This window comes from Mycobacterium sp. IS-1742, assembly GCF_001500125.1.
GTDB lineage: Bacteria > Actinomycetota > Actinomycetes > Mycobacteriales > Mycobacteriaceae > Mycobacterium.
On record NZ_LQIV01000006.1, the window covers coordinates 1 to 11982 of the forward strand.

Below are 11982 nucleotides of genomic sequence, written 5' to 3' on the forward strand. Positions count from 1 at the left end.
CCCCCCCCCCCCCCCCCCCCCCCCCCCCCCCCCCCGCCCCCCCCCCCCCCCCCCCCCCCCCCCCCCCCACCGCCGGCTCTCCGGGCACGCGTCGTTGGTGCAACGCGTCCGTACGGCCGCCTGATCGCCCCCTGCGCCGGTCTGTTCGGCCAGTGGGGCACCGCAGCGCCCGCAGGGCTTGTCGGTCATCGTCCAGTCGTCAGAGATGCTCATGGGTCCCTTGATTCGCGGTCTGAGGGCGGCCTCACCGGGCTTCGCTGCTGAACCCCGCGAGACCTCGTGGGAACGCATTCCCGCCGTCCGGGGGATGAAACGCCGCGAGGGCTCATTGGCCGAGCGCCCGGTGCAGTACCTGCACGCCGCGGAGGTGCGATCAGACGCCTCAGCGACCTCGCTGTCGAAGTTCGCAATCTCAATCGTGCGGTTCACAGACCCCGAGGATTTCAACTGGCCCGCGGCGCTGCTCTTCGCCGTCGGCGTGGGTCCGACGGACTGGGCCGGCGCGGCTGCATGCTTGGCGGGTGACGTCGAAGCGCGCCGAGTACATGTACGCGCTCTACTCCGGGTCGCTGGCTGAACCCGGTGACCCCAACCCGTACGCCGGCGGCGAGTCGCTGGTGCTGCCGAAGCTGTGGATGCGCGGCTACATGCGGATGCTGCGCGTCCGAGTCGAAACCGGACCGGCGATGCAGCGGTACCGCGCCGCATCGCGTTTGAACTGATCGCAGCGCATGGGGACGGTCTCGATCAGGAGAAGATTGACGCGCTGTGGGCGACGTTTGCCGCTGACGTCGATCGAATAAGGAACGGGTCAACGATCCGTTGGACTTCGCGGTGTCGCCGGGATTGCCGCTGGCCGGCGATGACCGCGCGCGCGATCCCTGCGAGGTTTCGCACGCGGTGCAGATATGCATCGTCGACGGCGTCGATCACCTGCACGCGATGAAGTCACTTCTCATCGACCTCAACTTTCTTCATAGCGCCGCGCCGTTCCATGGTTCGTGGCGCACTCGAAGTACTGTCGTCGACTTTCTGGATGTTGCACTCGGCGAAGCGAACTGTTCGCGTCGAACGTGTGTTGCGTTGGCACGCGAAGGACGTGCACCACCAGCACCCCGCGCTCGAATCACTCGGGTTGTCTGACGCCGCGAAGGAGGCACAGCGTGCGCGGCTTGATCAGATCCGTGGGTGTATCTCGGGATGGCCGAGGAGGACATGTTTCAGGAGACAGACGAACCGGGCGTTCTCAGGGCGCGAGTGACTCAGGAAAGCTGCTGTACCCCGAGTCTGCACGCGCAATGGCTCGAGAGGATTGAGTCGACCTGGTGGAGCGCTTAGGGAGGAACCCGTTCGAGCAGATGGAGCGAGCAGCCGCCGACAGGGCGCGGTGGCTGCGACTTCGGTGCCCGTAGTTTCGCCGCCGGCCTCAGCCAGCGTGGGCCGCGGCCGTCGCGCGCCCCGGCTGCATACCGAATTAGGCACGCATCGGGCACGAAAACAAGAAAGACCCGGATCTACCGGGTCTGTCTGACCTGCAAAACGTGGTGCGCGATACTGGGATTGAACCAGTGACCTCTTCCGTGTCAGGGAAGCGCTCTCCCGCTGAGCTAATCGCGCCGGGATCCTTCATCGGAGGTGGAGACGGGAATCGAACCCGTGTGCACGGCTTTGCAGGCCGTTGCCTCACCACTCGGCCACTCCACCGCTGGGGTTGATGCTTCTGCACCTCGAGCGGATGACGGGATTCGAACCCGCGACCCTCACCTTGGCAAGGTGATGCGCTACCAACTGCGCTACATCCGCGTGCCACGGGCGAGATCGTCGTCCGTCGCGATGCAGAACGATAGTGCACACATGCCTGGCCACACAAATCCCTTAGGCCGCACCAGTCCCGACGCCGATTTCCACACCAGGGTCGTCGTCCGGAGGCGTTCACGACCGTGGTGTCGAAGTCGGTGAACGGGGTCGAAGATGACCAGCGGATTCCGTCCCCACCGCTGCCGCATGCTAGTCTTCGACGTCGTTCGGCCCGCTCGTTCGGCCGATCCCACCCGGTCTCGTAGCTCAGTGGGAGAGCGTCCGCCTCACACGCGGAAGGTCGCTGGTTCGAAACCAGCCGGGACCACCACCACCCCACCATCACCTCCTCTGATCGGGCAGTCGCGCGAGACCGGATTCTCAGCCGCACGTATTGGGTACCGTTCGCTTCGTGAATCGCCCCTCGGTCGACCAGGTCGCCGAGGACGATGTCCACACCCCGCCGAACCGCCTGCGCCCATGGATCCGAGGCTTGTGGCTGCTCGGCTCCCTGCTGGCCCTCGGCATGATCGTCCGCTATGCCGTCCAGGCCGCGACCGGAAAGCTTCTCGACCTGTCGGTCTTCCGGGACGCCGGGTATGCCATCACGGCGAACCTGCCCTTGTATTCCGAGCAGTTCCCGAGCGCCTCGGGGTTCCGGTTCATCTACCCGCCCTTCGCGGCGATCCTGTTCGCGCCGATGGCTGCCGTGCCGCAGACCGCACTCCAGATCGGGTGGAGTGCGCTCAACCTGTTCCTGCTGTGGTGGATTCTGCGCACCGTGCTCGTCCGGCTGCGGGTCCGGCCCGCCAACCTGGTGGCCCTGGCGCTGCTGGGACCGACGCTGATCTTCGAGCCGGTGCGGTCGAACTTCGAGTTCGGTCAGGTGAACATCGTGCTGATGGCCCTGGTCGTCGCCGACTGCCTCGGTGTGCTGCCGCGCCGTCTGCGCGGAGTCGGCATCGGCATCGCGGCAGGCATCAAGATCACCCCGGCGGCCTTCGGTCTGGTTCTCCTGCTCCGGCGGGACTTCGCAGGCGCGGCCCGGGCGCTCATCGCGTTCGGCGCGACGGTCCTGATCGGATTCCTCGCACGTCCCCAGGAGTCGCTCTACTTCTGGGCGACCGAGTTCTTCCGCACCGACCGCGCGGGTGGCCACGAGTTCAGCCGCAATCAGGCACTCACCGGCCTGATCACCCGGTGGGGTGCAGCGGGCCACACCAAGGACGTCCTGTGGCTACTCGGTGTCACCGCGATCATCGTGGCGGCCGTCTACGCGGGCCATCGGTTCACGCGGTCCGGGATGCACGTGGCCGCCACCGCCGTCGTCGCGCTGGCCGCGCCGCCCGCCGCGCCGCTGGCGGTCACCCACCACTGGGTGTACGCCGTACTCCTCGTCCCGCTGATGGTCGCGCCGCAGCACCGGCGCTGGAGGCCGCTCCTCATCGCTTCGGGCATCGTCTTCGTGATAGGCCCGCACATCGCCCTGCCGGGTCCTGACGTCGCAGGTGTCGAGGCCGTCCTCCGCCAGGTAATCGGCAACGCGCAGGCGATCACCGGCGTGGTGCTGTTGATCGGCGCGGCGATCGCGGCTCGCCTGCCCACCACCGTCAACCACGGTGAGATCGAGCTCATGCAGAGGAAGCCCGAAAAGCGTTCTGCATGAGCTCGATCACCGCGTGATCACTCGGTCGGGGAGTCACCGCCCGGATCGCCGCCCGGCTCCGCATCGGCCCCGCCGTCCGTCTCCGCACCCGTGTCGCCGGCGTCCTCGGCTTCCGGGTCGCCGTCTTCTGATTCCTCACCGGAATCCTCGGAGACCTCACCCGTGTCGTCGTCCTCCGGCAGCTGCTCGGCGTCGCCGAGGTCCTCGGTTCCCTCGGGATCCGGGTCGCCCGAGTCGCCCGCGTCGCCCGTCGCCTCGTCCGCCGGGGGCAGGTCGTCGTCGCCCCCCTCGGCCGGCTCCAACTCCTCATCGGCGGGCAGGGACCCGGAATCCGTCCCGTCGTCGACCAGACCCGAGCGCTGCACGTCGAAGCCGTCCGACAGCAGTTCGACCTGGCCGTCACCCTCGTCCTCGTTCGGGGGGACCTCGACGTCGACGTCGCCTTCGAGGTCCAGTTCGATCCCCAGCGCGACGGCGAAGTGGTTGATCAGCGCCCGCACCGACGCGGCGAAGTCGACCTCCGGAAGCTCGGGCAGCGGCAGCCCGATGCCACCGAACAACCCGGTGGTCAGCCCGTTGACGAGCGAGACCCCGCCTGCCACGGCCACGTCCACCAGCACGTCGTCGAGCGTGAACTTCCACGCGACCGCCTCGCCCAGGCCGCGGATACCGGCGTCGAGCCCCACGCTGATATCGCCGACGAGCTCGGCGACGGCGTCGGCGAACGGCGCGTCCGGTGCGAGCACGTCCAGCGAGCCGAGGAACGCACCCGTGATCGCGCCGCGGATGTCCACGCCGGTCTCGGCCACCGCCCGCGCGAGGTCGGCGATCAGCTCGACGCCCAGTTCGACGGCGCCGCCGCCGGTCAGCAGGGCGCCGTTGATGCCGTCGGTGAAGTGTTCGATCAGCGCCCCGAGCGCGAGCACGACGTCCTCGCCGTCGATGTCGGGCAGGTCGGGCAGGTCGGCATCGACGCCCAGCGCGGCGATCAGCCCCCCGGCCAGCCCGTTGGTCAACGCGATCGTCCCCGTCGCCAACAGGTCCACCAGGACGTCGTCCAGCGTGGCCTTCCACGCGACGGCCTCGCCCGCGCCCAGGAACCCGGTCGCGAACAGTTCGCCGATGCCGTTGATCGCACCGCCGATCGAGGCGAACAGCTCGGCCCCGACGCCTCCCTCGGGGGCCAGCGCCGCCAGCGTGCTCAACAGCGCCCCGGTGATCGCGTCGACGACCTCCACCCCGGCCGCAGAAGCGGCGAGCGCGATCTCGGAGACCAGACCGGCGCCGAGATCGACCACACCGTTGACCAACGCGGCCCCGCCGTCGATCCCGAGAGCGATGTCGTTGATGAGTGCCGCGAACGCGGCGCTGATCGCCTCGACGTCGACGTCGATGTCCAGGTCCACGTCGAGGTCGAACCAGAGCCGCAGCGCCGCACCGATGTCGGCCAGCATGGCCACCACGTCGCCGCTCAGGAGCAGGTCGGCGTCGAGGTCGAGGCCGAGCCGCGCCGCGGCGTCGACGACACCGTCGACCTGTGCCTGCGGGATCGGCAGTGTCAGGGCCGCCAGCAGGGGCGTCGGAGTCGGCGCGCTCACCGCGTACGCGGTGGTGCGGGCCTCGGCGGGGGCCGGCGTGACGAACGTCCCGACCAGCGCGGTCGCGCCGATGACGGCCAGACCACCGGTGATGGCGGGGCGCAGCGATCCGCGACGGCGCCGCACCCGCCGTGGTGCGGAGTTTGCTGGCCGGTCGGTGGCACGCGAGAGATGCACGCCGGGCGTCATATCGATGGCCACCACCGGCGTTGCGGTTTTCGCACGACGATGTCGACCGCCGACTCGGCGTTGCCTGCCTTTTACCGGCCCGCCGTGCGCAAACTCAAATTCACAGGATTCAGCAGCATTGCCCGACATCATGGCCCCCTCATCAAGTAGGAATCGTCCCCCCGACCACGTCGGATGCTGTGAAACCTACCTTAAGGGAACCTGATAAAGAAGTAATTCTTTGAAATTCGAGCAAATTGATTTCGTGGGCCTTTCACGGGCACAACGCGGTGTGCGCGGTCAGTGGCGCCTGCGCCACACGACGACGCCCACCGCCACCACCACGGCGACGACGACGGCGGCGACGGGGATCGATTTCTGCGGATTGTCGGTAACGACGTGCTGCGCCGCATGCGCCTTCTCGGTGACGACGTGCTGGGCCGTGTGGGCCTTGTCCGCCACCCGTTGCTTGGTCTCGTCGACCTTGTCCCTCGCCTGCTGTTTGACGTCGAGCTTGGCCGACAGCGCCTCGACCGTCTCGCCGAGTTCCTGCCGGGTTGCCTCGATGTCGGCCTCGATGTCTTCGACTCCGGCGTCGGGGCCGGGTTCGGGGCGGTCAGGTGCGGTCATGACGCTCGGTCCTTTACCTCTTGGATGTCGGCCTTCACCGTCTCGACGGTGCGGGGCGCTGCGGGGGTCACTTCGTCGGCCTGCTTCTTGCTGACCAGGGCCGCGACACCGGCGATGACGAACAGCACCAGCGCGACGATCAGTGCCGCCGCCCACACGGGCAACACCAGCGACAGCGCCGCCACCGCCGCGGCGATCACGGTGGCCAGCCCCAGAAAGGCGAAAAGCCCGGCGACACTGAGCAATCCGGCGCCGATCCCGGCGTGCTTCGCCGACTCCTGGAACTCCTTCTGCGCCAACCGCAACTCGTCGCGCACCAGCCGCGACGTCTGGGCGGACAGTCGGCTCATCAGTTCGCCGAGCGACGCATCGGCGCCCGGCTTCGATTCGAGACTCATCACACACCAACCCTCTGACTTGACTGTGTGAGGATGTGGTGCCCCCGGCTGGGCGGATGCAAACCCCGCGCGTCAGATCCCGGACGAAGTGGCTTTCCTCGTCAGGTCGGTCGCGATCTGGATCAACGGGACGTTGGAGTCCTGCGACAGCTTGCGCAACAGCGCGAACGCCTGCACCGCGTCGACGCTGTAGCGCTCCATGATCATGCCCTTGGCCTGTCCGATGATGTCGCGGCTGGCCAGCGCCTGGTGGAACTGTTCGTCGCGGCGCGCGGAGTTCCAGGCCACCGACGAGTGGGCGGCGAAGATCAGTCCGATCTCGCGCGACGCCGAGTCGAAGGCGTCGGGTGTCTCGGCATAGACGTTGATGGCCCCCATCGTCTCATCGGCGATGAAGAGCTGGAACGCCATGATGGACCGGATCGGCGTCCGTTCCAGCGCATCCCGCCGGTAACGGGGGAAGCGGTCGTCTCGCTCGAGGTCGCGGACATGGACGATGCGCTCGTCCCAGGCCGCGGTCAGACACGGTCCTTCGCGGTGGCGCTCCTGGATCTCGTCGAGCACGATCGGCCACTTGTGCGTGGCCGCCGGGGTCTCGATCTTCCTCGCGTTGCGCGTGACGGTCACACCGGCGTAGTCGGCACCCGGGATCTCGGCCGCGGCGTGCTCGACGAGTTCGGCGAGCACCGTGTCGGCGTCGGCGTCTGTCCTGCCGTGCAGTTCCTGCACGAGTTCGGCGATCCGCCGGTGCACTCCGTCGACGTCGGCAGGTTCGTTCACCAGCATATTCCGATCATCTTCCTCCGATAAGTTGCTTAAGGCTACGCGCTCCAAACGCCGGAGGATGCATGAACAGAACCCGTCCACACCGTCGCGGTCTGATGACTCGTGACGCCACCGGCTCGGGGTCGGCGGAGGCGTTCGTGCTCATCGCGATCGCGACCATCCTGCTCACCCGCCTCTACCTCGAGCTGACCGGCTATCCGCAGGTCGGCGGCGGCAATCTCCACATCGCCCACGCGCTGTGGGGCGGTGCGCTGATGATGCTCGCGCTGCTGACCGGCTGGCTGCTGATCGGAGCGGGTGCCCGGGTGGCCGCGGTGGTCATGGGCGGTATCGGCTTCGGCTTGTTCCTCGACGAGGTCGGCAAGTTCGTCACCAAGGACAACGACTACTTCTACGGGCCGTCCGCCGAGATCATGTACATCCTGGTGGTGCTGATCCTCGTGGGGGCACGGGTGCTCCGCGACTTCCGGCCGTTGAGCGCACGGGAATCCCTGGCCTCGGCGGCGGTGATCGCCGCGGACGGCGTCGCGCGCGGTCTGGCCGACCGGCGCCGGGCGCTGGGGCTGGCCCTGCTGGTCCAGGCCGAACAGGCGGGGGCCGAGCCCTCCGCGGTCGGGTCCGTGCGGGCCCTGCTGGTGTCAGCGGAGACCTCGAGCGACCGGCTCCACCGCCTGCAGCAGTGGGCGCCTCGGCTGATCCCCGGCTTCTTCCGCAGTCCGCGCTGGGTGCCCGTGGTCGGCTGGCTCCTGGTGGTCAGCGCGATCAGCGGCCTGTTCTTCGGGCTGCTGGGCGTGTTCCTGGGCGGCTACTTCTACCAGGACGACGACATCACGCTGCGCGTGGACGGGATGAACCCCGCGTCGGTGATCCTGCTCGTCAACGCCGCGGCGACCTCGGCGATCGCCGTGCCCGCGATGATCGCCCGCCGCCGCACGACCCGCCTGTGGCCGCTGCGGTGGCTGCGCAACGCCGCGCTGCTGTTCACCTTCCTCAACGCCTTCGTCGACTTCGCCACCGAGGGGTTCGCCGCGCTGCTCAGCATGTCGGTCGGGCTGTTCACGCTGGCCCTGCTGACCTATCAGATCGACGTGGCGGTCCGGCGCACCGCCGGCGAGGTCTCAGAGCGCCCGCAGGTACCGCCCGGTGACCACGCGCTGCAGCACTGAGGTGACCGGGCCGGCGAGCCTGCTCCACCATGTGCCGTGCCGGGAGAACGCCGCCACCTCGGCGTACACCCGGCCGGTCGCCGAGTCGAAGCGCACGGCGAACAACTCCTCGCCGGTCTCGGCGTGACCGGGCAGTGTGCCGTAGGCGAAGCCGCGACGGTCGGGTTCGTCGATGACGTAGACGACCCGGCACGGGACGGTCACCGGGCCCAGGCCGACGATCACCTCGGAACCCACCTCGGCGACCTCGGTGGTCGCCCGGACGCGCAGACCGGCGCCGCGCAGCATGCCCCAGCGCATCACCGCGTCGGCGGCCTCCTCGAAGCGCACCCGGCCGGATCCGATCACCGTGGACCGCCGCACATGGTGGTAGCCGGGCGGCATCGGTCCGGCCGTCGCGCCGACTTCGGGGTAGGTCAAGGGCAGATCGGCGAGGTCGCTCAGCTTCACCCCGCCACCCTCTCACCGTGTGCGCCCAATACGGTGAGCGGTGTGGCGAGTGAATCGACTCAGGCGCGAGACGGGGGCGGGTTCAACCCTCCGGAACCGACCACCCGCGGCGGACCCGACTACGGCAGGTTCGTCGAGGCGGTTCGTGAGCTGCAGGATCTCGCCCGCGCGGCCGACGCACCCGACGAGGTCGTCACCGAGGCTGCCGGGCTGATCGAGAAGGTCACCGGCCTTCTGGAGCCCTACCGGGCCGACGAGTGGACCTCGCCCTCCGGGCGGAGGTTGGACCTGCCCAACCGCGGAAACATTCTGCAGGTGCCGATGTTCCTGGCCAAGACCGACGACGGCCGGATCGCCGGGGAGGCCAGATTCCGCCGCTTCTACCTGGGCCGCAACGGGGCCGCGCACGGCGGCGCGGTGGCGCTGCTGTTCGACTCGGTGCTCGGCTACACCACCTACAAGCTCACCCAGAGCCGGTTCCAGCGCACCGCGTTCCTGCACGTGAATTACCGCAACATCGCGCCGGTGGAGAAGACGTTGCGCGTCGAGGCCGGCATCGACCGGATCGAGGGGCGCAAGATCTTCGTCGAGGGCCGGCTTCTCGACGGCGACACCCTGCTCGCCGACGCCGAGGCATTGTTCGTCCGACTCAACCCGGGGCAGCCGTGACCGACGACGACACCGACAACAACACCGGCAAGGACACCGGCAAGGACACCGAGGACCCGTCGCGCTGGTCGCGGATCAAGGGCGGTTGGAAGCGCTGGCGTGACGGGCTGCGCCGGCGACCGCGGGTCGAGTTCTTCTACCGCATCGCCGTCGGCCTGATCGGCCTCGTGGTGCTGGGGCTCGGCGTCCTGGCGATTCCCTATCCGGGGCCGGGCTGGGCGATCGTGTTCATCGGCCTGGGCATCCTGGCCACCGAGTTCGACTGGGCCAAACGCCTGCTGGCCTACGCCCGCGAACGCTACGACCGGGTGATGGACTGGTTCCACGGCCAGCACGCGATCATCCAGATCCTCGGCGGGCTGCTCACCGCACTCGTCGTGTTCACCACGCTGTGGCTGCTCGGCGCCGTGGACTGGGCCGCCCGGATCTTCGGCATCGAGCACGAGTGGCTGAACAGTCCGTTCGGGTTGGGTTCCGGATCGTCGTAGCACGCTCAAGTTACTGCCGGTCGCACCGATAGCATGGTCGCGATCGACCCGTCCCCGACCCACCGGAAAGAGTCACCGATGAGCGCCGCCGCCAGCCCAGCCCCCGCAGCCCCGATCCGGGTCGCTGCTGGGACGACCGCCGGGGCCGCGGTGCGCGACGCGGGGCTGCCGGCTCGCGGTGCGCCCGACGCGATCGTGGTGGTGCGCGACGCCGACGGCCGGCTGCGCGACCTGGCGTGGGCGCCCGACACCGACGTCGAGGTCGTCCCGGTCGCCGCCGACACCGACGACGGCCGCAGCGTGATCCGCCATTCCGCGGCGCACGTCCTCGCCCAGGCGGTGCAGACCCTGTTCCCCGAGGCGAAGCTCGGCATCGGCCCGCCGATCACCGACGGCTTCTACTACGACTTCGACGTCCCGCAGGCCTTCACGCCCGAGGACCTCGAGGCGCTCGAGAAGAAAATGCGCCAGATCGTCAAGGACGGTCAGCTGTTCTCCCGGCGCGTATTCGAGTCGAAGGACGCCGCGCGCGAGGAACTGGCGGCGGAACCGTACAAACTCGAACTGGTCGACGACAAGTCGGGCGACCCGGAGGTCATGGAGGTCGGCGGTGACGAGCTGACGGCCTACGACAACCTCAATCCCCGCACCCGCGAACGCGTCTGGGGCGACCTGTGCCGCGGCCCTCACATCCCGACGACCAAGTACATCCCGGCGTTCAAGCTGACCCGCAGTTCGGCGGCCTACTGGCGCGGCGATCAGGCCAACGCCAGCCTGCAGCGCATCTACGGGACGGCCTGGGAGTCGCAGGAGGCGCTCGACCGTCACCTCGAGCTCATCGAGGAGGCGCAGCGCCGCGACCACCGCAGGCTCGGGGTGGAACTCGATCTGTTCAGCTTCCCCGACGAACTCGGTTCCGGCCTTCCGGTCTTCCACCCCAAGGGCGGCATCGTCCGTAAAGAGCTCGAGGACTATTCGCGGGCCAAGCATCTCGAGGCCGGCTACGAGTTCGTCAACACCCCGCACATCACCAAAGAACAGCTCTACGTGACCTCCGGGCACCTCGAGTGGTACGCCGACGGGATGTTCCCCGCGATGCACATCGACGCGGAGTTCGACGCCGACGGCGCGGTGCGCAAACCCGGGCAGAACTACTACCTCAAGCCGATGAACTGCCCGATGCACCACCTGATCTACCGCTCGCGGGGCCGGTCGTACCGGGAACTGCCGTTGCGGCTCTTCGAGTTCGGATCGGTGTACCGCTACGAGAAGTCCGGTGTGGTGCACGGGCTGACCCGGGTGCGCGGGATGACGCAGGACGACGCGCACATCTACGCCACCCGCGAGCAGATGCGCGACGAGCTGACCTCGCTGCTGCAGTTCGTGCTCGACCTGCTGGCCGACTACGGCCTCGACGAGTACTACCTGGAACTGTCGACCAAGGATCCGGACAAGTACGTCGGCTCCGACGAGATCTGGGACGAGGCCACCGAGACGCTGCGCGAGGTGGCCGAGGCCTCCGGTCTCGATCTTGTGCCCGATCCGGGCGGCGCCGCGTTCTACGGCCCGAAGATCTCCGTGCAGGTCAAGGACGCCCTGGGACGCAACTGGCAGATGTCGACGATCCAGCTGGACTTCAACATGCCGGAGCGTTTCGAGCTGGAGTACACCGCCGCCGACGGCAGCCGCCAGCGGCCGGTGCTGATCCACCGCGCGCTGTTCGGCTCGATCGAGCGGTTCTTCGGGGTGCTCACCGAGCATTACGCCGGGGCGTTCCCGGCGTGGCTGGCGCCGGTGCAGGTGGTCGGGATCCCGGTCGCCGACGCACACACCCCGTACCTGGAAGAGGTTGCCGCGCAACTGCGTTCGCGAGGTGTGCGGGTCGAGGTGGACGGCAGCGACGACCGGATGGCCAAGAAGATCGTCAACCACACCAACCAGCGGGTGCCGTTCATGCTGCTGGCGGGGGACAAAGATGTGGCCGTGGACGCCATCTCCTTCCGCTTCGGTGACCGCACCCAGATCAACGGGGTGCCGCGCGACGAGGCGGTCGAGGCGATCGTCAGCTGGATCGCCCAGCGGCGCAACGCCGTTCCCACCGCCGACCTGGTGAAGGCGGGCGCCGGAACGTGAACGGCGATGAGCGCCTGCGCGAAGAGCAGACGA

12 protein-coding genes and 4 tRNA genes are annotated in these 11982 nt (G+C 68.5%); 7 read left to right on the top strand and 9 right to left on the bottom strand.

Translation table 11 applies throughout. The annotated features are described in order from the left end of the window. Positions 1-521 precede the first annotated feature (521 nt). Positions 522-722 carry a ribosome modulation factor gene (locus AU196_RS05045; RefSeq protein ID WP_059094007.1) on the top strand — a complete coding sequence of 67 codons (201 nt, stop codon included), beginning with the start codon at positions 522-524 and terminating at the stop codon, positions 720-722. Positions 723-747: 25 nt separating this feature from the next. Here the strand turns inward: AU196_RS05045 and AU196_RS05050 are convergent, their stop codons facing one another. From AU196_RS05050 to AU196_RS05065, 4 genes are all read right to left on the bottom strand, one after another. After that, on the bottom strand, positions 748-939 hold the full coding sequence (locus AU196_RS05050; RefSeq protein WP_059094008.1) for a hypothetical protein: 192 nt from the start codon (positions 937-939) through the stop codon (positions 748-750). 603 nt (positions 940-1542) lie between these two features. Then, positions 1543-1617, bottom strand: a tRNA-Val gene (locus AU196_RS05055). A 16-nt stretch (positions 1618-1633) separates the two neighbouring features. Continuing rightward, positions 1634-1704: transfer RNA gene (locus tag AU196_RS05060), tRNA-Cys, on the bottom strand. A 26-nt stretch (positions 1705-1730) separates the two neighbouring features. Continuing rightward, positions 1731-1803 (bottom strand) — tRNA-Gly (locus AU196_RS05065). 250 nt (positions 1804-2053) lie between these two features. Between AU196_RS05065 and AU196_RS05070 the strand changes: the two genes are divergently transcribed. Next, positions 2054-2128: transfer RNA gene (locus tag AU196_RS05070), tRNA-Val, on the top strand. Between the two features lie 81 nt (positions 2129-2209). After that, positions 2210-3463 (top strand): glycosyltransferase family 87 protein, encoded by a 1254-nt coding sequence (locus tag AU196_RS05075; RefSeq protein ID WP_231737359.1) that lies wholly within the window; start codon positions 2210-2212, stop codon positions 3461-3463. A gap of 17 nt (positions 3464-3480) precedes the next feature. Here AU196_RS05075 and AU196_RS05080 read toward each other — a convergent pair whose 3' ends face one another. The 4 genes from AU196_RS05080 to AU196_RS05095 all read right to left on the bottom strand — a co-directional run bounded on the left by AU196_RS05080 (position 3481) and on the right by AU196_RS05095 (position 7043). Beyond that, positions 3481-5238: an ICP22 family protein gene (locus AU196_RS05080; RefSeq protein WP_231737362.1), complete on the bottom strand. Its 1758-nt coding sequence runs from the start codon at positions 5236-5238 to the stop codon at positions 3481-3483. A gap of 291 nt (positions 5239-5529) precedes the next feature. After that, positions 5530-5859 (bottom strand): DUF3618 domain-containing protein, encoded by a 330-nt coding sequence (locus AU196_RS05085; RefSeq protein ID WP_059094009.1) that lies wholly within the window; start codon positions 5857-5859, stop codon positions 5530-5532. After that, entirely contained in the window at positions 5856-6257 is a 402-nt protein-coding gene (locus AU196_RS05090) for a phage holin family protein (RefSeq protein WP_197415708.1), read from the bottom strand. Before AU196_RS05090 ends, AU196_RS05085 begins: the two co-directional genes overlap by 4 nt. Before the next feature lie 72 nt (positions 6258-6329). Then, positions 6330-7043: a GAF and ANTAR domain-containing protein gene (locus tag AU196_RS05095; RefSeq protein ID WP_197415709.1), complete on the bottom strand. Its 714-nt coding sequence runs from the start codon at positions 7041-7043 to the stop codon at positions 6330-6332. A 62-nt stretch (positions 7044-7105) separates the two neighbouring features. Here AU196_RS05095 and AU196_RS05100 point away from each other — a divergent pair, with 62 nt between their 5' ends. Further along, entirely contained in the window at positions 7106-8209 is a 1104-nt protein-coding gene (locus tag AU196_RS05100; RefSeq protein ID WP_059094012.1) for a hypothetical protein, read from the top strand. Here AU196_RS05100 and AU196_RS05105 read toward each other — a convergent pair. After that, entirely contained in the window at positions 8162-8659 is a 498-nt protein-coding gene (locus tag AU196_RS05105) for a DUF1990 domain-containing protein (protein WP_059094013.1), read from the bottom strand. The genes AU196_RS05100 and AU196_RS05105 overlap by 48 nt on opposite strands. A 42-nt stretch (positions 8660-8701) precedes the next feature. Between AU196_RS05105 and AU196_RS05110 the strand changes: the two genes are divergently transcribed. The 3 genes from AU196_RS05110 (at position 8702) to thrS (ending at position 11949) form a co-directional block, all read left to right on the top strand. Continuing rightward, positions 8702-9328 carry a PaaI family thioesterase gene (locus AU196_RS05110; RefSeq protein ID WP_059094014.1) on the top strand — a complete coding sequence of 209 codons (627 nt, stop codon included), beginning with the start codon at positions 8702-8704 and terminating at the stop codon, positions 9326-9328. Then, positions 9325-9816, top strand: coding sequence for a TIGR02611 family protein (locus AU196_RS05115; protein WP_082695627.1), 492 nt, complete (start codon positions 9325-9327; stop codon positions 9814-9816). The genes AU196_RS05110 and AU196_RS05115 overlap by 4 nt, the downstream gene beginning before the upstream one ends. A gap of 78 nt (positions 9817-9894) precedes the next feature. Continuing rightward, a complete protein-coding gene (thrS, locus tag AU196_RS05120; RefSeq protein ID WP_059094145.1) occupies positions 9895-11949 on the top strand; it encodes a threonine--tRNA ligase in 2055 nt (684 codons plus the stop codon). Positions 11950-11982 lie beyond the last annotated feature (33 nt).

Excerpts from the sequence above, each read along its gene's own strand:
- AU196_RS05085 (WP_059094009.1), bottom strand. The coding sequence starts at position 5,859 with ATGACCGCACCTGACCGCCCCGAACCCGGCCCCGACGCCGGAGTCGAA.
- AU196_RS05100 (WP_059094012.1), top strand. The coding sequence starts at position 7,106 with ATGAACAGAACCCGTCCACACCGTCGCGGTCTGATGACTCGTGACGCC.
- AU196_RS05090 (WP_197415708.1), bottom strand. The coding sequence starts at position 6,257 with ATGAGTCTCGAATCGAAGCCGGGCGCCGATGCGTCGCTCGGCGAACTG.
- AU196_RS05095 (WP_197415709.1), bottom strand. The coding sequence starts at position 7,043 with ATGCTGGTGAACGAACCTGCCGACGTCGACGGAGTGCACCGGCGGATC.
- thrS (WP_059094145.1), top strand. The coding sequence starts at position 9,895 with ATGAGCGCCGCCGCCAGCCCAGCCCCCGCAGCCCCGATCCGGGTCGCT.